Source organism: Priestia sp. SRI_019, from assembly GCF_057586255.1.
The window spans coordinates 988,141-1,006,410 of sequence record NZ_JBYCZN010000001.1; the positions used below are offsets into that span (position 1 = coordinate 988,141).

Consider the following 18,270-nt stretch of genomic DNA (forward strand, 5'->3'; position numbering starts at 1 on the left):
CATGAAAAAACAAATCATTAAACTCACTCCTCCGCAGCTGCTTGTCTCCATTTTTGGCGGAGGAATTATTATTGGTGCTCTTCTATTGATGATGCCTTTTTCTACTACCGAGCCAATCCGATGGGTAGACGCCCTTTTTACATCTACTTCCGCTATGACAGTGACCGGCTTAGCCGTCGTAGATACAGGTACGCGTTTTACCGTCATCGGTCAAACGATTATTATGCTGCTAATTCAAATAGGCGGTCTTGGCATTATGTCATTTGCCGTGTTGATTTTTATAATGCTAGGTAAAAAAATTGGCTTTAAAGAGCGCGTGCTCGTTCAGCAGGCATTAAATCAAACGAGCGTCGGCGGAGTTGTCCTGCTAGTTAAAAGGCTGTTTATCTTTTCATTTTTAATTGAATTTGTTGCACTTATCTTTTTAGCAATACGCTGGGTTCCGGAATTCGGATGGTCTAAGGGGCTGTTCTTTAGCTTGTTTCATTCAATTTCAGCTTTTAATAACGCAGGGTTTGGACTACTGTCGGATAACTTAGTGCAGTATGTTGGAGATCCTATTATTAACATAACGATTTCTTTTTTGTTCATCATTGGCGGGTTAGGGTTTACCGTTCTTGCTGATATGTGGGTGAAAAAATCGTATAAAAAACTAACGCTCCATTCAAAAATTATGATTGTCAGCACGTTTGCCATTAATGTGATTGCCATGCTTTTTATTTTTTTCTTAGAGTACAGCAATTCGCATACGCTCGGAAGTTTATCATTAGGAGACAAAGTATGGGCTTCTTATTTTCAAGCGGTAACGACAAGAACCGCTGGATTTAATACAATCGATTTAGCTCACCTGCATGACGCAACGGTCTTTTTAATGGTCTTATTAATGTTTATTGGTGCAGGAAGTGCGTCAACAGGAGGCGGTATCAAACTCACGACGTTTGTGGTGATTATTTTTTCTGTATGGGCATTTTTACGAAGCCGGGAAGATATTGTGCTATTAAAGAGACGACTTCTTCCTCTTCACGTGTTTAAGGCACTAGCCATCACGATGATTTCAATTATGTTTGTATTTGGGGCCATTTTCCTGTTAAATATTTCGGAAAACCTGCCGTTTGTAAAAATTATGTTTGAAGTTGTTTCTGCGTTTGGAACAGTAGGTTTATCAATGGGAGCAACTCCTGAGCTTTCGTACTTTGGACGCGTAATTATTATCTTTATCATGTTTTTAGGAAAAGTGGGGCCATTAACGCTTGCGTTTTCATTATCTAAGCAAAAGCGCGAAGCCGTTCGTTATCCAAATGAAGATATAATGCTAGGGTAGAAAAATCGCCTTCGATGAGGCGATTTTTTATATTATTTATACGTTCAAGACATATAAGAAGTTACGCACAAAACAGTTGCGATGAATAAAAAGAAGGCAAAGACAAGAACACTGGGCAATTTGGAATGTCGGCGCATTAAAGATCCCCCTTTTTTATAGTAAAAAAATCTCTTACTATATATAACGAAAGAAACAAAAATATGATTCACTTTTTTGACGAAATTTGAAGGTTTTTCTCGTTAAAAAAATCCGCACCCCTGTCCTAAACATTTTGCCAAGCTGTTGCATACACTAAAAGCAGATAACAGGAAGTGAGGGATGGTACGTGGGAAAACAAAATTTTGCGTTAATCGTTGTGTTATTTGTTTTACTTGTTATTGTAGGTGCATCTGGCTTTCGCTTTTAAACGTTAACTTTATTTGCGCATAGCTCCCGTCAAAAAGGGCATACTAGGCGGAAGTAAAAAACAAAAATTTCTTCAATATTGCCGAACAATGAGTTCCTCTACTCATTCATCTAATCGGTATGTAGCCATGCGAAAGCATGGTTTTTTTTGAAATAAGAGGATGAATGATGTTCATCCCCTCTAAAAAATTAGTAGTAGCAAGAACATCCTACGATTACTAATAGAATAAATAAAACAACGATAAATGAAAAACCAAAACCGCCTTTTGCGCCCATATGTGTAACCCCCTTTAGTAAGAGTCTCTATATCCTATGTACTAATTGGGTTAAGTGATTGAGAAATTTGCCTATTTTTTAACGGTAACGATCTTTTGAGAAGACTGAAGAACACTTACTTTTTTCATTTGTGCAGAAATCCTTTATGATAAAGAGGAAAAGGAGGGCAAAGTGGTGGGAATACATGTAGAATACGTCATGAATCAGCTAGAAGAGGGTAAGTGGAAAGAGATCAAACGTGAAATTCAACAAGAAATGAAGAAAAAACCTCAAGCATCTGATTTGTACTGTTACTTAGCGGTTTGTTTAGCAAAGCAAATCGAAGAATCAATTATTTTTGAAAAAATGGTATTAAATTTAGAAATGGACCGAGCTCTTCATCAGGCACTAACATTAAATCCATCTTCAAGCTTGGCGCACTTCGTTCGAGGAATAAAATACCGGGAAACTCCGCTTATGTTTGGAGGGGATTACGAAAAATCGCTATCTTATTTGCAGCGGGCGCGAGATCTTGGTTTTGAAGGGATTATGCTGCCGCTCGAACTCGCCAAAACCTATATTCAATTAAAAGAAATGGAAAAAGCAAAAGAACAAATCGCCTATGCCCGGGAAATCAATCCTACTCACGGAGATATTAAAAAAGTCGAAAACATGCTGCAAACAGGACGGTGAATCAAAAGTCCTGTTTTATTTTTGGTTTTAAGGAAACATATGCTGATTTTCATAAAGAATTGCTTTTTATATAACAATAAGAATATTTGTAAAAATTTTAAGAAGTGCATGTAAGTCCAACGACTTCTTAACTGCTAGATTTTCTACATTATTAGAGCGTTCAGTCTACATAATTCCAAAAATAGTAAGAAACTATCAGCCTATGGATAAATTGTTAGAAAATATAGATAATTGTAAATGGATAGAGAAAAAAGTTAAACATGCGACTAATTAAAAAAGCAAAGGTCTGATTTACTTTGCTTTTTATTTATACACATATGTAAAAAATATTATAATAAACCAATTTATTCTTTGTGAAATCCATCGTTTCAGGCGATGTGAAATAATGTATTTGAAGGAGGAGACCCAGATGAAGGTTATGAAGATGTTGGTTATTGCATTATGTAGTTTAAGTTTAGTTGTCACACCAGCTGCTGCTGAAGTTCCGGGTGTCGACCATTCAATGAAACGAGGTGCTACACAAGGAATTGTAGCGGCATCTCACCCGCTGGCTGCTGAAGCGGGAAGGAAAGTTTTAGCTGAAGGCGGAAACGCTGTGGACGCGGCAGCTGCCATTCAATTATCTCTAAACGTTGTGGAACCGATGATGTCAGGTATCGGCGGCGGCGGCTTTATGATGATTTATGAAAAAAAGAAAGATAAAATTACGATGCTAGACAGCCGTGAAATGGCACCAACTGATGTTACGCCTAAGCTGTTTTTAGATTCAAAAGGAAAAGTCATCCCTTTCAGTAAGCGTCACATAACAGGAAAGGCAGTTGGAGTTCCTGGTACGCTAAAAGGAGTAGAAACAGCCCTTAAAGATTATGGAACAATGGACTTATCAGATGTTATTAAACCAGCTATTACTCAAGCAGAACAAGGAATCAAAGTAAATTGGTCGATGGCTCAGTACATTGATGAAAATGTAGACAAGCTTGAAAGATACCAAACGGCCGGTAATGTATTTGTGCCGAATGGCAAGCCGTTGAAAGAAGGAGATAAGCTTGTTCAGCCGGATCTTGCTAAAACATTAAAGCTTATTCAAAAAGAAGGATCAGATGCTCTTTATAAAGGAGAAATTGGAAAAGCGCTTGTTAAAGAAGTTCAAAAACGCGATGGAAACATGACCATGGATGATTTGAAAAATTACGTTGTAAAAGAACGTGAGCCGGTCAAAACAACTTACCGAGGCTACGATGTGGTTAGTGCGGCTCCTCCTAGCTCCGGCGGATTAACCGTGCAGCAGATTTTAAAGCTAATGGAAGGTTATGATGTAGAAAAAATGGGTTCCAATACGCCTCAGTATTTGCAGCATTTAACGGAAGCGATGCACTTAGCTTTCGCGGACCGCGCGGCGTATATGGCAGATGAAGACTTTTACGAAGTGCCGAAAAAAGGACTGTTAGATGAAGATTATATTAAAGAACGTCGTAAATTAATTAATCCAAACAAAGCAACGCCTAATGTCAAAGAAGGAGACCCTTGGAAATATGAAGGAAAAGAAAATCCAAATAAAGCAACAGTAAAGGAAGAAAATCCAATCGGCCAAACGACTCATTTCTCTGTTGTAGACAAATGGGGAAACATGGTTTCTTACACGACTACCATTGAACAAGTTTTTGGTTCAGGAATTATGGTTCCTGACTACGGATTTATGCTCAACAATGAAATGACAGATTTTGATGCCACTCCGGGAGGCGTGAACCAGGTTGAGCCTAAAAAACGTCCTCGAAGCAGCATGTCTCCAACGATGCTGTTAAAAGACGGAAAGCCGTTCATGGCAATTGGTTCACCGGGAGGCCCAACCATTATTGCGTCTGTAGCAGAAACGATTATGAATGTTATTGACCATAAGATGCCGATTCAAAAAGCGATTTTAACACCTCGTATTTATTCAGGCGGCTATCCAACCGTAAGATGGGAACCTGGCTTTAGCCAAGATACAATTCTTGAAATGATGGCTAAAGGACATGCGTTTGAAGAAAAGCCTGAGCATATTGGAAACGTTCAAGCGGTTATCTATGACTATGAAACGGGGAAAATGTACGGAGGCGCTGATAATACGCGCCAGGGCACGGTATTAGGAGTAGACGCAATTAAATATGTATCGAAACAGCCAAAACCAATTAAAGAAGAGAAAAAAGGAGAATTTACAGTTGAAGTCAACCGTGCCGTTTATCCATTTACTGATAAGCAAGTGAAGCTGATTGATGGAAAGCCTTACGTTCAGTCTGATCGCCTGCTGTTAGGCTTAGGCGTCATTGATTCGAGTGACTTAAAGCTGTATACACCAAATCATCACTCTTATTTATCAGTTATCAAAGTAGCCAAATCACTTGGCTACAAAGTGAAATGGGATGACGAAAAGAAAGTGGTCTCATTAGAAAAAGATCCTGGTGAAGACGATGCCGGCGATGATGAAGACGGAGACGTTATTACAAATTAAAAAAGAAACTGGGACAAAAGTATTTTAGGTGAAGAAAAATCCGAACGATGAATTGAGATTCTTGATGAAGAATCCAACTCGTTCGGATTTTTTTATTGGTATGGCAAACGTAGGTTTTCAGTGTGTAGTTACTTCTAGCTGTTGCACGGAAATCAACAGCGGTGTAACGAGCGATCCATACTCGCTCCTTTATTCCATTTGTTCATCTTTAAATTGAATGGATTTTGTTATGTCGCAATCTTTTTTTATGAAAGCAAATAAAATTGGCGATTTTAAACCGAACGACAAAAAAATTTGCGTGTTTTGCCAAAAAGTTGTAGAAACTGACAGTTTTTTTGGCGTGTGTAAGAAAACCCGTAATAAAAAGACTGATAGAATGCTACAAACAAAGTTGGCATCATTTTTGCATAAGAAATAGATGAGGGGCTGTATCAATGAAAAAAATACATAGTTACATAAACACCTATGTTTACTTCACACAGAATAAAATGCAACGGAGGTATAGAAAATGAAAAAAGACATTTCAATTATCGGTGTACCAATGGATTACGGACAAACAAGAAGGGGTGTAGACATGGGGCCGAGCGCGATCCGCTATGCAGGCATGAATACACGCTTAGAAGCTCTTGGCTATACCGTACACGATGAAGGCGATATTAAAGTAGAAATTAAAGAGCGGGCAGACGTAGATAAAAATACGAATTTGAAAAACTTAGCGGCTGTAGCCAGCGGAAATGAACAGCTTGCTGCAAGAGTTGAAGAGGTGAGAGAGCAAGACCGCTTTCCGTTAATATTAGGCGGAGACCACAGCATTGCAATTGGAACGCTTGCAGGAGTCGCAAAAGGTTCAGAAAATTTAGGCGTTATTTGGTATGATGCTCACGGTGATTTAAACACAGCTGAAACATCCCCATCAGGCAACATTCACGGCATGCCGTTAGCGGTGAGCTTGGGTATTGGACATCCTGTACTTTTAAATATTGGAGGGTATACCCCAAAAATTAAACCTGAAAATCTGGTTATTATCGGTGCACGCTCATTGGATGATGGTGAAAAAGAGTTAATTAAAGAAAAAGGAATTAAAGTGTATACCATGCATGAAATTGATCGTTTAGGTATGACGCAAGTGATGAAAGAAACGATTGATTATTTAAGCGGTACAGACGGCGTGCACCTGTCGCTGGACTTAGACGGCTTAGATCCGGATGATGCACCAGGCGTAGGTACACCTGTAAAAGGCGGCATCAGCTACCGAGAAAGTCATTTAGCAATGGAAATGCTAGCGGAAGCAGATATGGTGACATCTGCTGAATTTGTAGAAGTGAACCCTATTTTAGATCAGCATAACAAAACTGCAGAAGTAGCGGTTGCGTTAATGAGTTCATTGTTTGGCGATAAGCTTTTATAAGAAAGAGCTACTTATAGGTATCGTGTAGAAGAAAATCTGTTATGATCAATAAACGGTCATGCAGGGCTAATCGGCTGCCATCCTCGCTACGGGGCTGGCGCCATTTGAAAAACATCCGGCATTAATGGACTTCAGCCATGAAGAGCTACCTAGTAAGCGGCTAGAAAAACAAAATAAACCTAAAAAAATGAAAGCGATTTCATTTTTATGCAGCAAAGGGAGGAAATGGGATGAATATTCCACAGGGGCAGCCAGGAGAATTAAAAAGAACGATGAAAACAAGACATCTTTTTATGATATCACTAGGAGGATGTATTGGTACCGGTTTTTTTCTTGGTTCAGGTTATACCATCAATGAAGCAGGTCCGATGGGAGCAATGATTTCCTACTTAGTAGGAGGGATCATTATGTATCTAACGATGCTGTGTCTTGGAGAATTATCCGTTGCTATGCCAGTTGCAGGATCGTTTCAAACGTACTCCACTAAATTTATCGGCCCTGCAACCGGTTTTGCGATTGGATGGCTGTACTGGCTAGGATGGGCAGTAACGGTGGCACTTGAGTTTTTAGCTGCCGGGCAATTAATGCAAAGATGGTTCCCAGACTCGCCCGTTTGGTTATGGTGCGCCATTTTTGGAGCGTTAATTTTTTCACTAAATGCACTTTCAGCTAAAGCATTTGGTGAAACAGAATTTTGGTTTTCAAGCGTTAAAATTTTCGCCATCATTATGTTTATTGTTGTAGGCGGAGCGGCAATGTTTGGACTCATTGATATGAAAAGCGGACAGGAAGCACCGCTTCTATCAAACTTCTTTGCCGAAGGGCTGTTTCCAAATGGCGTAACGGCTTTGCTAATTACAATGATTACGGTGAATTTTTCGTTCCAAGGAACAGAATTGATTGGAATTGCGGCAGGGGAAAGTGAAAATCCAGAAAAAACAATTCCAAAAGCGATTAAGCAAACGGTTTGGCGTACGCTTTTCTTTTTCGTCTTATCCGTGTTTGTCCTAGCAAGCATGATTCCTCGTGAAAAAGCAGGCGTCGTAGAAAGTCCGTTTGTTGTTGTGTTAGACAGTGTAGGTGTACCTTACGCGGCGGATATTATGAACTTTATCATTTTAACTGCTCTTCTTTCAGTCGCAAACTCTGGATTTTACGCGGCTACACGTATGCTTTATTCTCTTTCAAGAGAAGGAATGGCAAGTCCTGCGCTTGGAAAAGTTAACAAAAGAGGAGTTCCGTTTAATGCACTATTAATTACGCTTGTAATTTCATGTTTTTCGCTGCTTTCAAGCGTAGTGGCAGCTAAAACCGTTTTTGTATGGCTGATTTCACTAGCTGGACTTGGCGCTCAAATTGGCTGGATTGCGATTACAGCTTCACTGCTTGCGTTTCGTCGTGCTTACGTGGCTAAAGGTGGAAAAGTAGAAGATCTGAAATTTAGAACACCTCTTTATCCGGTTCTTCCTATCGTAGCGCTTATTACGAACTGTATCGTTATGATCAGTCTTGCATTTGATCCTGAACAGCGAATGGCGTTATACTGCGGAGGTATTTTCTTTATAGGCTGCTATGTTTATTATTATTTGAAAATTCGAAAACAAAATCAGTCAAAACAAGAGCAAGAAGTTCAGCTTGCGGAAAATAAACGAATGATTATTTAACATAAAAAACCCGGAAAAGCACGATTTTCCGGGTTTTTTATGTACTCGTTTTTAGCTATCTAGTGTTGTGTCTTCATTTTTACGTCGGCGGAGCCTCCATAGTGTGATAAGGGCAACCAGTGTAAGAACAATACCGCTGCCCAGCAGGATATGACTCACTGTTTTATCCTGCTTTTTTTGGCCTTGTTCAAAATATTTCTTGTACATTGCCACCGCAGCTTTATTTTGCTTGTATTTTTTCGGAACGCTCATTTCTTTTCCGAGTTTCCAGCCGTCTTTATAAGCTTTTTGCTGTAAAGATTTCACATCTTTATTCGAATAAAAACCTGCTTTGTACCATTTTTCTAGCTCAGGCTTGTCCTGAAGACTTTTAGGCGCTCTATAGGTCTGATAAGTGAAAGCTGAGTCGTATCCGTCTGCTTTTACGTCTTTTTGTTTTTGTTTCTGTCCTTTTTCATATCCTTGCTCAAAGGCTGTTTGCAATTCGCCTTCTGCTTCTGCAGGTACTTGGAGTGGAAGGTCATGATAACCTTGTACGTAGCCTTGCTTTTCAAACTGCTTTTTTTGCTGCTCCAGCACTTCGGCTTGAGCGGTTTCAAAGCCTTCTGTAAAAGCCTGACGTGTGACATCCTCATCATCATACATGCTCGGAACACTCATTGAATCATTTTCAAGACCTTGGTCATAGCCTTCTTTTTTTGCTTTAACAGATAAGTCCATTAAAGAAATAGCTTTTTTGTAGCCTTGAACATAACCTTTATTCCAGTCGGAGGACTTAGAAGGGAAAGGATCGATTTCTGATTGAATAGTAGCATGTTTGTAATCAAGGACGCCTTGCTGATAGCCTTCCTCTTCGCCGGCAGCCATTTCATTTTCTTGTTCAGTCTTAAGCTCTTCCTCTTTTTGCTGCTGACCTTTTTTATATCCTACCGTATACCCCATCATAAACCACGTGAATTCTTCAGAAGATTTGTCCAGCCCTGTTGTTTGATCAAAATGTTCAAATTTTTTCTGTGCGTATCCATCTTCTTCTCCAAGCGAATAGCCTTCTTGATAGAGAGAGTCAAAAATAGCTTTTACATCTTCAGTTGTATCCACGTCTGTTGACTGGTCCAAAACATCGGAAGAGGAATCCGGGGAATCGGGAGTAGCATAAGAAGGGATGGGATCACTTGCAAGAATAAGTAAGCAAGCTGTACTAATAACGGCTAATTTTTTTTTCATCATTTCTTCACCTTTTAGTTCAAAGTCAATGTTTATTTTGTAGTTTAAGCGTACAGCTTTCCATGCAGAAAGGCGTGTAAAAGTTTTTCCAATTATGAAAATTATAACATTTAAATGAAAAGGAGAATAGGTGGTAAAAGGGAGAAATATGTGTTTTTCGCAGAGTTTTATCTTTGGCGCTGTTTTGCCTTTTTTACTCTGTATGAGCGGTAAAATATTTCAGCTGCAAAACAGAATAAAAGGAAAAAAAGAACAAATAATTCGGCGAACTCCATTACGCGAAACGGGCTGTAGGCATTTTGAAGAGCCATTGAAAAACTAAACCCTTGCATCATATCCACACTGATCGAAAATCCCATTAAGCATCCTAACAGCAAAGCTGATATCCAAACGATTTTCATACGTCTCACTCTCCGTTTTTGTTTTTTTCTTAAAAACATTCTACCGATAGTTTTTGTTGTTTTTTTTGTCTTACGCTTTGATTGCTCTATTAAAAATTGCATACAAAGCATTTATTTGGAAAAAGCTAAAAAAAAGAAAAGAAAGGTGTTTTTAATCGTGCCTTCTTTATTTAAAAATAAAAAAAGCAAAGACAATAAAAAGGAAACAGAAGGTTCGCTACCGGAGGAACAAGAACTGCTGAAGCAGTCGCTTGAAGGTAATATAGCCAACATAAAAAAGCGAACGGGGAACAGCTCGGATATGGTGATCCGCTATATAAAAATCGGGGAACGGGCATCCATTCAAGCGGCTGTTATCTATATAGACGGGATTGTAGACAATCAGTCTATTCAAGAGCTTTTAGTAGACACCATGATGAAAGATGACGTGTTTTCTGAACCAATAACGCCTCAAAACGCCTTTACGTTATTAAAAGAAGATGTAGTAGGAATTGGAGACGTTGCGATTTTACATACGTGGAGTGAAGTTTTTCCAGCCTTGATGTCAGGAGACACGCTTATTTTAATAGATGGAAACAACCATGCAATGAGTGCAGGTACGAAAGGCGGAGAGTGGCGTTCGATTCAAGAGCCGACTACACAGCTTGTCGTTCGGGGTTCGAAGGAAGGGTTCACGGAATCGATTGCTAAAAACATGCCCATGGTTAGGCGAATTATCAAATCGCCCGACTTATGGGTAGAAACGATGAAAATTGGGAAAGTAACGCAGACAGATGTTTCAATGATGTATATTAATGGAATTGCCAATGACAAAATCGTAAAAGAAGTGAAGCAGCGTCTTAACCAAATTAATATCGATAGCATCTTAGAATCAGGCTATGTGGAGCAGCTTATTGAAGACCAAACGTACACTACTTTTCCTACGATGTATCACACGGAGCGTCCCGATATCGTTGCAGGAAATTTGTTAGAAGGGCGTATTGCGATTTTTGTAGACGGAACGCCATTTGTGCTGATTGCACCGGCTGTCTTCATTCAGTTTTTTCAGTCTCCTGAAGATTATTATTCGCGCTTTGATATTGCAACATCGATTCGTTTTTTACGCATTCTTATTTTTTTTATTTCACTAATTGCACCCGCTACGTATGTAGCGATCACAACGTTTCATCAGGAAATGGTTCCCACAAAGCTGCTCATCGCCATTGCTGCACAGCGGGAAGATGTTCCCTTTCCTTCCTTGGTTGAAGCGCTCATTATGGAAGTCACATTTGAAATTTTGCGAGAAGCCGGTATTCGACTTCCAAGGGCGATCGGTTCTGCAGTTTCAATTGTAGGAGCGCTCGTGATTGGGCAAGCATCGGTTCAAGCGGGGATTGTATCTCCAGCGATGGTTATTGTTGTGGCGATGACGGCAATTGCAAGCTTTGCTACACCTTCTTTTGCCATTGCGATTTCTGCACGGCTCATTCGTTTTGTTTTTATGATTGCAGCAGCTACTTTTGGATTTTATGGCATTATTCTGTGCTTTTTAATGATGATTGTTCACCTCTGCAGTCTTCGTTCATTTGGCGTTCCATATATGACGCCTCTTGCTCCATTTATTCCGAGCAACTCAGGTGATACCATTGTTCGCATGCCGTGGTGGATGCTTAGACAAAGACCAAGGCTCATTAGCAGTGGAAATATGACGAGAGAAGGAGACGGACAGCGGCCAATGCCTCCTAAAAGCCGAGGAATGGCAAACACTACGGTGAAAGAAGGCGATCAAAATGATGCGTAAAGGGCTCTTATGTACAGTAATGGCGTTTACGATTTGCTTTCTTTCAAGCTGCTGGAGCAGTAAGGAATTAACCGATCTAGCGATTGTCGCAGCGATGGGAATTGATAAAACAAAAGATGGTCAGTATCAAATCACGCTGCAAATTATTAATCCAGGCAACGTAGCCGGCGGTCTTCAAGGAGGCGGCGGAGGTACACAAAGTCCGTCTGTTTCTGTATACGGAGCAAAAGGCGCAAACTTAGTGGAAGCAAGCAGAAGAGCATCGAGCACTGTATCAAGAAGACTGTACTACGCTCATACAAACTTAATTGTTATCGGAGAAAGTCTTGCGAGAACCGAAGGCATTGATGTTATTATTGATGCCATTGACCGAGATCCGGAATTTCGAATTACATCTGATATGGTCATTGCAAACGGCGTAAAAGCTTCCAGCTTTGTAAAATCTCTTACGCCAATTGATAAAATTCCAGCTAATAAAGTCCTTAAAACGCTGGAGCTCACAGAGCAAAAGTGGGGAGAACATATGAAAGTATCGGCTCAAGAAGTTATGAAAAACCTCGAATCTCCTGGAAGTCAAGCGCTGATGTCAGGGTTTGGAATAAGAGGTAGTGCTCAAAAAGCCCAAACGCTGCAAAATCTGCAGCAAACTGCTCCTGAATCGACTCTTCGTGCAGAAGGACTCGGCATGTTTAAAGATGGCAGGCTGATTACATTTTTATATGGAAAAAAAGCGCGAGGCGTAATGTGGCTGCGGGATAAAGTGCAGGGAACAGATGTGAATATTTCATGGAAAGATAAAAAGAAAGCTATTGCTTATCAAGTCGTCCGTCAGCGAACAAACGTGAGTGCAAATATGGTGAACGGCAAACCAAAGATGATTGTAAGAACTAGGGTAGAAGGAGATATTGGTGAAATGGAAGTACCTGTAGATATTAAAAATCCATTTGTGATTCTTGATATTGAAAAAAAAATAGAAGCAGCGATTGAAAACGAAATAAAAGAAGCGTTTGCTTTTGCTCAAAAGAAACAGACGGATGTTGTGGGATTTGGAGAAGTCGTGCACGAAAATTATCCGAGGCAGTGGAAAAGGCTTCAGCACGAGTGGAGCGATGTGTATTTTCCTGAAGTGGAGATGGATGTAAAAGTAGAAGCGTATGTAAGACGAGCAGGTTTGCGAAACAAGTCGTTTATGTCTGATGCGGTAAAACAACGACAGTAAACAGGAGGGAGCAATGAGTGGAAAAAGTGAAAATTAGCTCTGTGCAGTTTTTTATTTTAATCGTCCTTTTTGAACATGGAAGCGCATTGCTCATTCCGCTTGCAATGGATGCAAAACAAGACGCCTGGCTTGCTATTTTACTCGGTATGTTTGGGAGCTTGTTGCTTTACCTCATTTACTACCGGCTGTATAGGTACTACCCTAACATGCTGCCGACAGAATACATGCAAAAGCTGTTAGGAAAAGTCTTGGGATCCGCACTTGCTTTTTTATATTTGCTTCATTTTTCATATGCTGCCGCTCGCGTACTTCGAGATTTTGGAGAAATGCTGCTGACATTTGGCTATCCCGACAGCCCTTTGTTTGTGGTGAACGCGATGCTGATGCTGTTGATTATTTATACCGTGCACAAAGGACTTGAAGTAGTGGCTCGGGCAGGAGAGCTAATGTTTATTTTGATGTATATCTTGGCTGTAGCAGGATTTGTGCTTATTTTTGTTTCAGGCTTAATTGATTTTAGCTCTTTAAAACCGATACTCGAAGATGGGATTTGGCCAGTTTTGAAAACGGTGGCTACTCAGACTCTGTATATTCCGTACGGAGAAGCTGTTGTGTTTACGATGATTTTTCCATATGTAAAAGATCCTAAAAAAGTAAAGCTTGTAGGCCTTTGCGGCATTGTGTTAAGCGGCATTAATTTAGCAATTACAATGGCGATTAATGTGAGTGTATTAGGGATAGGATTGACTAACAGGTCAGTCTTTCCGCTTTTAAGTACGGTAGAGAGCATTAGGGTAGCTGATTTTTTAGAACGGCTGGACGTGTTTTTTATGATTGCCTTAGTCATCGGAGGATTTGTTAAAATCAGCGTCTTTTTTTACGCCGTGATTGTTGGACTTTCCACACTGTTTAAGGTGAAACGACCTTCTGCGCTCACATATCCTGTGGGCACGGTAATTTTATTTTTTTCTTTGACGATTGCAAGTAATTTTCAAGAGCATTTAAAAGAAGGGCTAACGATTATGCCGGTGTTGCTTTTTATCCCTTTTCACGTAGTGATTCCGTTTACGCTGCTCTGTATAGCATTTATTAAACATCGCATGAAAAAAGCAAACGCGCTGTAGCCATTAGGATGGCTGCAGCGCGTTCGTCTGCTATCTGCTACTGCACATGCAGCTGCTCCCGCTCTTTTTTTACTTGTTCTAGCTGTGAAATCGTAACAAGCTGATACCCTTGTGCGTGAAGCTGCTTCATAATTTCAACCGCTGCTTCGGCACTTGTTTGATAAATATCATGCATTAAAATAACTTTTCCGTCTCCGACTTGGCTCATAACCGCTTGAACGGAGTGAGGAACGTTTCTATATTTCCAGTCTTCGGGATCGATATCCCATAGAGTCACGCCAACATTTCCGATATAACGTCTTACATTTGCGTTCACGGCTCCATAGGGAGGGCGTACATGCAGCGGTTCATAGCCGCTCACTTGTTTAATGAGCGCTTGGGTATCGCCTATTTGGTGTTTGACCTGCGCTTCGTTCAAACGTGTGAGCTGAGGGTGATCCCAAGAGTGATTTCCGACTTCGTTGCCTTCCTTGACCATACGTTCGATTGTTTCAGGATAATATTGAACGCGGCTTCCTAACACAAAAAAGGTAGCGTGCCCGTTCACTTCTTTTAATCCATCTAAAATCAAATTGGTAGATGAAGGGTTAGGCCCATCATCAAAGGTCATCGCAACGACTTTTTTAGTTGGATCAATAGGCGCTCCTTGCCGCGGCATTTCGTTAACGATATGTTTTGGAGGCGTTTCTTTGACTTTATTTTTATTTGCTGCTTCGTCTTTGTAAGCATCGCTCAGCATGTCTTTAAATAAATCTTTTTGGATAGCGATTGTTTTGGTTTTCGTTTGTTCAGCACCTAGCTGATAAGGCTTAAAATAGATCACAATACTGTTTTCAAGCAGCGCAAACTGACTGAAATTTTGATTAGCTGCCTGAGTGCCTTTTTGAAGGTCCGGGTCAAAATCAGCTGTTTTCATTTGTTTTTTTAATTCAGCATATGAAATAGCCGAAAGGCGATCTAAATAGTTTGCATCTTCTTTAAATAAATCCTTTAACGTCATTTGTTTTTGAGCAGGCAGGTCGAAGGTAAAGGTTTTGAGAGAAGACGTTCCTTTCTCTCCATTTACAGATTCATATTCATCAAAGACAACGCTTAGCGTTTGCTTGCTGTAATGGACGATTTTATATGTAATCGTTAACTCAGCTTTTTTCTTTTTTGACTGCTTCTTCAGCTTTTTTTCATAGTGTGCAACTTGATCTGTTACGTAAGCTTGAATAGATTGATCGATTTCTTTTTTACCAAAGGAAGGGTAGCTAATGGCATAGCCTCCGTCGGTAAGGTCCTTAACTAGCGTCTGAATTTCAACGTTTGGATAGGTTTGATCTGTTTGAATATTTGCCGTTTTTTTCTCTGTACTGTTTGCTTTGACAATATACCCTGCTGTACCAAGAAGCAAAATACAGCATCCAAGCAGTGTCAAAATACGTTTGTAGCCCATGGTTTTCATGTAGTAATATTCCCCTTTTTGTATATATCTACCTAATAGACGCATGAGACCATCATTTAGTTTTACTTTTTTTTAAAAAAACCAAACTATTTTTCTACTCATTCCGTCTACCTTATAGATGTACTTCAGCAAGAGAAAATAGAAGGGTATGAAAGACGATGAAAAAACATGATGCACATCAGGTGCTCATAGCGTGCGTAACCGAGCATAAAGCGGATTTTTACCGGCTTGCTTTTAGCTATGTAAAGAATCAAGAAGATGCGCTTGATATTGTGCAAGAATCGATTAACAACGTCGAGCGTCAATCAGTACGACACGATTGATAAAAAACACGAAGTGCTCGTTACGCTTCCAAGTTTGTTCAAAGATCAAAGCTATATAAAGGTCATTAGTGAAAATATTAAACAGCAAATGAAAGATCAAATGAAACATGAAGAAGGCAAAATCTACTGGCTGACTGAAGAAGGTATGGATCCTTTTAAAGAGATTGATGAAAATCAAAGCTTCTACATTACGAAAGATCATAAGCTTAGAATTGTATTTGATAAATACAAAGTCGCCCCAGGATATATGGGAAACGTTGAGTTTGAAATTCCAACGGACGTTATTTCAAACCTTCTGGTTGGTAAACGGTATATTCATTAAAAAACAGGCGTGAACGCTGAACGTTCACGCCTGTTTTTTTTACATAAAGAAACGTTTAAATTTATTTTTATGCAAAATAAGTTGAAATATATAAGCAATCATGTATAATATTCTGTATATATTTTCATTCTTTTTGTTTATAAAGTCTTAGGGGAAAATGATGTGAACGGTTGCATTTCTAGAGAGGAAGTGAAGAGGTGAAACGCACGTTAAATCAAGATACAATTAAAGATGCCATGCTGTTTAATCAGCTTGTGATGCAAGTAAGCAAAGCTCTTTGGAAGTCTACTGAAAAGGATTGGGAGCAGTGGGTTAAGCCGTACGATCTGAGCATTAATGAGCATCACATTTTGGGGATTGCTTATCAGCTGGAAATTGCGTCGATGACCGACATTTCAAAGCTAGGCGTCATGCATTTATCCACAGCTTTTAACTTTGCAAAAAAATTGCACTTGCGAGGCTATCTTACCCTTTCTAAAAATGAGAAAGATAAGCGGAATACATACGTACAGCTCACAGAAGAAGGAAAAAAGATGTTTTTAAAAACGCTTGAGGATTATAACCCTCTTGAAAATCCTTTGTTTCAAGGAGCGATGCCGCTTCGAGATGTTTACGGAGAGCTGCCTGACTTTGTGGAGCTGACGGCTCTGATTCGAAGTATATACGGAGAGGATTTTGTCCAGTTTATCGAACGTTCTTCTCAAGAGCCCGCTAGCTTGAAAAAATAAAAAAGCCTTCTTGTGCAAGCTGAGAAGGCTTTTTTGTATATCAACTTTTTTCAGTTAACCGTTCAAGTTCTTCTGAGGAATGGGCCATCTTTTCAATTCGCAGAGACAGCTGCTTCATTACGTCGGCTATTTTTTCAAGCTCTTTTTTTGTTAGAACGGTTTGCTGTTTGTTCTCGGTTGTTATGCTAAGAACGTTCGTGAAAAAAGAAGTAATGTTGTTCATATTGTCAGCCGTATCTTTTGTTAATGTAGCGACTTCTCCGCCTAATGCCGAGACGCTTTCGATTTGTTTTTGAATGTCTCCGATAAAAGTGGAAATATTAGCAATAGATTTCTTCGTTTCTTCTGCAAGCTTCCGTACTTCCTGTGCCACCACTGCAAATCCTTTTCCATGCTCGCCCGCTCGAGCAGACTCAATTGAAGCGTTTAGTGCTAATAAATTCGTTTGCTCCGCAATAGAAGTAACAATCGAAACGATTTGATGAATTTGCTGTGATGTATGTTCGAGCGTTTTCATTTTGTTTTGAATGAGCGACGTATTTTTTTGTATGCTTCCAAGCATGTTTTGTTCTTCTTTTAATTTTGCTTGACTCGTAACAGATTCTTTCTCAATGACTTCTGCTAGTTCAGAGCTTTTGTTTGCATAAGAAACGACGTCAGAAGACTGACTGTGCATTTGATTCATAAACGTCTTCGTTTCTTCAGATAACGAAGAAAGGATAGATGATGTACGCGAGATTTCTAGCTGAATTTTCTCTTTTTGAGTCTGAAGTCCAGCGCGCTGCTCGTCATATTCAAGCTCATAGGCTTTTAACACAATTTGCTGTTCTAGACTAATAAGCTTTGTCATACTTGCAATAAAAGCCAGACATTCTTCTTTTGATTCCATCGTACGTTCACATACTGAAAGAAGCGAAGTAAATAAATTTTGAAATGCGCACAAATACCAGTTTGGCTCAAGTCCAATTTTGACGTGCATCTTGGAAATTTTTTGACGTTTTACCACAAAAGCATCGTCTATTTGTCCATCAAACATTTCTAAAATATGCCGTTTTAACGTTTGCTTTAATGCATGGACGCTGCTGTGCTTTTCGATAATCGCAACCAAATGAGCCTGTTCGCCAATAGCTTTGTAAAAATCGTTCACGATCTCTTCGATGGCATTCAGCGCGTGAACTTGAAATCTGGCAATCCGTTCGAGATCCTCTGCTGTTAAGGAAATCATGTTAATCTGTTTTTTTATCATCGGGTCCGATACATGAAGCTTTACAGTGACGGATTCGACAGCCGCTGCTTCGGGGTGCGCTTTGTTTCGTTTAAACCAATTCATGTTTATCACCTTTATTTGCTAGAATAGTTGTTTTCTCTTCTTCTTATATTTCGGCGTTTTACATCCAAGAGTTGAGGCTGTTTAAGAAGATTGTTATCAAATTGTTATCTTCTATTAATTGAATTGTTATCCCCAGAT

The 18,270-nt window shown here is 39.7% G+C and carries 15 protein-coding genes and 2 pseudogenes; 12 read left to right on the forward strand and 5 right to left on the reverse strand.

Features of this window, described 5'->3' with window-relative positions; genetic code table 11:
* Position 1: 1 nt before the first annotated feature.
* Together AC2YJL_RS05040 and AC2YJL_RS05045 are read left to right on the forward strand one after the other, a co-directional pair.
* On the forward strand, positions 2 to 1,321 hold the full coding sequence (locus tag AC2YJL_RS05040; protein WP_230933406.1) for a TrkH family potassium uptake protein: 1,320 nt from the start codon (positions 2 to 4) through the stop codon (positions 1,319 to 1,321).
* Positions 1,322 to 1,646: 325 nt separating this feature from the next.
* Positions 1,647 to 1,727, forward strand: coding sequence for a YjcZ family sporulation protein (locus AC2YJL_RS05045; protein WP_016765202.1), 81 nt, complete (start codon positions 1,647 to 1,649; stop codon positions 1,725 to 1,727).
* A 188-nt stretch (positions 1,728 to 1,915) separates the two neighbouring features.
* Here AC2YJL_RS05045 and AC2YJL_RS05050 read toward each other — a convergent pair whose 3' ends face one another.
* The gene (locus AC2YJL_RS05050) at positions 1,916 to 2,002 is read right to left on the reverse strand and encodes a YjcZ family sporulation protein (RefSeq protein WP_016765201.1); all 87 of its coding nucleotides are present in this window, start codon (positions 2,000 to 2,002) and stop codon (positions 1,916 to 1,918) included.
* Between the two features lie 174 nt (positions 2,003 to 2,176).
* Here AC2YJL_RS05050 and AC2YJL_RS05055 point away from each other — a divergent pair, with 174 nt between their 5' ends.
* The 4 genes from AC2YJL_RS05055 to AC2YJL_RS05070 all read left to right on the forward strand — a co-directional run bounded on the left by AC2YJL_RS05055 (position 2,177) and on the right by AC2YJL_RS05070 (position 8,234).
* Entirely contained in the window at positions 2,177 to 2,674 is a 498-nt protein-coding gene (locus tag AC2YJL_RS05055; protein WP_230933405.1) for a tetratricopeptide repeat protein, read from the forward strand.
* Positions 2,675 to 3,083: 409 nt separating this feature from the next.
* Positions 3,084 to 5,162 carry a gamma-glutamyltransferase gene (ggt, locus tag AC2YJL_RS05060; RefSeq protein ID WP_230933404.1) on the forward strand — a complete coding sequence of 693 codons (2,079 nt, stop codon included), beginning with the start codon at positions 3,084 to 3,086 and terminating at the stop codon, positions 5,160 to 5,162.
* Between the two features lie 508 nt (positions 5,163 to 5,670).
* Positions 5,671 to 6,570, forward strand: coding sequence for an arginase (gene rocF / locus AC2YJL_RS05065; protein WP_013058586.1), 900 nt, complete (start codon positions 5,671 to 5,673; stop codon positions 6,568 to 6,570).
* A 230-nt stretch (positions 6,571 to 6,800) separates the two neighbouring features.
* Positions 6,801 to 8,234 (forward strand): amino acid permease, encoded by a 1,434-nt coding sequence (locus AC2YJL_RS05070; RefSeq protein WP_043978423.1) that lies wholly within the window; start codon positions 6,801 to 6,803, stop codon positions 8,232 to 8,234.
* Positions 8,235 to 8,285: 51 nt separating this feature from the next.
* Here the strand turns inward: AC2YJL_RS05070 and AC2YJL_RS05075 are convergent, their stop codons facing one another.
* Positions 8,286 to 9,461, reverse strand: a complete 1,176-nt coding sequence (locus tag AC2YJL_RS05075) for a hypothetical protein (RefSeq protein ID WP_251568480.1) — start codon at positions 9,459 to 9,461, stop codon at positions 8,286 to 8,288.
* A 164-nt stretch (positions 9,462 to 9,625) separates the two neighbouring features.
* On the reverse strand, positions 9,626 to 9,859 hold the full coding sequence (locus AC2YJL_RS05080; RefSeq protein WP_014458674.1) for a YczF family membrane protein: 234 nt from the start codon (positions 9,857 to 9,859) through the stop codon (positions 9,626 to 9,628).
* Between the two features lie 157 nt (positions 9,860 to 10,016).
* On the opposite strand from AC2YJL_RS05080, the gene AC2YJL_RS05085 reads away from it, so the two are divergent.
* The 3 genes from AC2YJL_RS05085 to AC2YJL_RS05095 are packed head-to-tail and all read left to right on the forward strand — an operon-like array spanning position 10,017 to position 13,982.
* Positions 10,017 to 11,639: a spore germination protein gene (locus AC2YJL_RS05085; RefSeq protein WP_195696133.1), complete on the forward strand. Its 1,623-nt coding sequence runs from the start codon at positions 10,017 to 10,019 to the stop codon at positions 11,637 to 11,639.
* Complete coding sequence (locus AC2YJL_RS05090) at positions 11,629 to 12,858, forward strand: Ger(x)C family spore germination protein (RefSeq protein WP_014458677.1); 1,230 nt, start codon at positions 11,629 to 11,631, stop codon at positions 12,856 to 12,858. Before AC2YJL_RS05085 ends, AC2YJL_RS05090 begins: the two co-directional genes overlap by 11 nt.
* A gap of 17 nt (positions 12,859 to 12,875) precedes the next feature.
* Complete coding sequence (locus tag AC2YJL_RS05095; RefSeq protein ID WP_195696134.1) at positions 12,876 to 13,982, forward strand: GerAB/ArcD/ProY family transporter; 1,107 nt, start codon at positions 12,876 to 12,878, stop codon at positions 13,980 to 13,982.
* Between the two features lie 37 nt (positions 13,983 to 14,019).
* On the opposite strand, the gene AC2YJL_RS05100 is transcribed toward AC2YJL_RS05095, so the two are convergent.
* Positions 14,020 to 15,429: a polysaccharide deacetylase family protein gene (locus AC2YJL_RS05100; protein ID WP_195696135.1), complete on the reverse strand. Its 1,410-nt coding sequence runs from the start codon at positions 15,427 to 15,429 to the stop codon at positions 14,020 to 14,022.
* 158 nt (positions 15,430 to 15,587) lie between these two features.
* Between AC2YJL_RS05100 and AC2YJL_RS05105 the strand changes: the two are divergent.
* The 3 genes and pseudogenes from AC2YJL_RS05105 to AC2YJL_RS05115 form a co-directional block, all read left to right on the forward strand.
* A pseudogene (locus AC2YJL_RS05105) lies at positions 15,588 to 15,716 on the forward strand (RNA polymerase subunit sigma-70); the annotation flags it as partial.
* Between the two features lie 22 nt (positions 15,717 to 15,738).
* Positions 15,739 to 16,074 (forward strand): annotated as a pseudogene (locus AC2YJL_RS05110) (RsiV family protein); the annotation flags it as partial.
* Between the two features lie 197 nt (positions 16,075 to 16,271).
* Positions 16,272 to 16,802 carry an HTH-type transcriptional regulator Hpr gene (locus tag AC2YJL_RS05115; RefSeq protein ID WP_013058578.1) on the forward strand — a complete coding sequence of 177 codons (531 nt, stop codon included), beginning with the start codon at positions 16,272 to 16,274 and terminating at the stop codon, positions 16,800 to 16,802.
* A 40-nt stretch (positions 16,803 to 16,842) separates the two neighbouring features.
* On the opposite strand, the gene AC2YJL_RS05120 is transcribed toward AC2YJL_RS05115, so the two are convergent.
* Positions 16,843 to 18,132 carry a globin-coupled sensor protein gene (locus AC2YJL_RS05120; RefSeq protein WP_230933400.1) on the reverse strand — a complete coding sequence of 430 codons (1,290 nt, stop codon included), beginning with the start codon at positions 18,130 to 18,132 and terminating at the stop codon, positions 16,843 to 16,845.
* Positions 18,133 to 18,270: the final 138 nt, after the last annotated feature.

Coding starts and splice junctions, on each gene's coding strand:
- ggt (WP_230933404.1), top strand. CDS start 3,084: ATGAAGGTTATGAAGATGTTGGTTATTGCATTATGTAGTTTAAGTTTA.
- AC2YJL_RS05120 (WP_230933400.1), bottom strand. CDS start 18,132: ATGAATTGGTTTAAACGAAACAAAGCGCACCCCGAAGCAGCGGCTGTC.
- AC2YJL_RS05050 (WP_016765201.1), bottom strand. CDS start 2,002: ATGGGCGCAAAAGGCGGTTTTGGTTTTTCATTTATCGTTGTTTTATTT.
- rocF (WP_013058586.1), top strand. CDS start 5,671: ATGAAAAAAGACATTTCAATTATCGGTGTACCAATGGATTACGGACAA.
- AC2YJL_RS05070 (WP_043978423.1), top strand. CDS start 6,801: ATGAATATTCCACAGGGGCAGCCAGGAGAATTAAAAAGAACGATGAAA.
- AC2YJL_RS05100 (WP_195696135.1), bottom strand. CDS start 15,429: ATGAAAACCATGGGCTACAAACGTATTTTGACACTGCTTGGATGCTGT.
- AC2YJL_RS05090 (WP_014458677.1), top strand. CDS start 11,629: ATGATGCGTAAAGGGCTCTTATGTACAGTAATGGCGTTTACGATTTGC.
- AC2YJL_RS05080 (WP_014458674.1), bottom strand. CDS start 9,859: ATGAAAATCGTTTGGATATCAGCTTTGCTGTTAGGATGCTTAATGGGA.
- AC2YJL_RS05040 (WP_230933406.1), top strand. CDS start 2: ATGAAAAAACAAATCATTAAACTCACTCCTCCGCAGCTGCTTGTCTCC.
- AC2YJL_RS05075 (WP_251568480.1), bottom strand. CDS start 9,461: ATGATGAAAAAAAAATTAGCCGTTATTAGTACAGCTTGCTTACTTATT.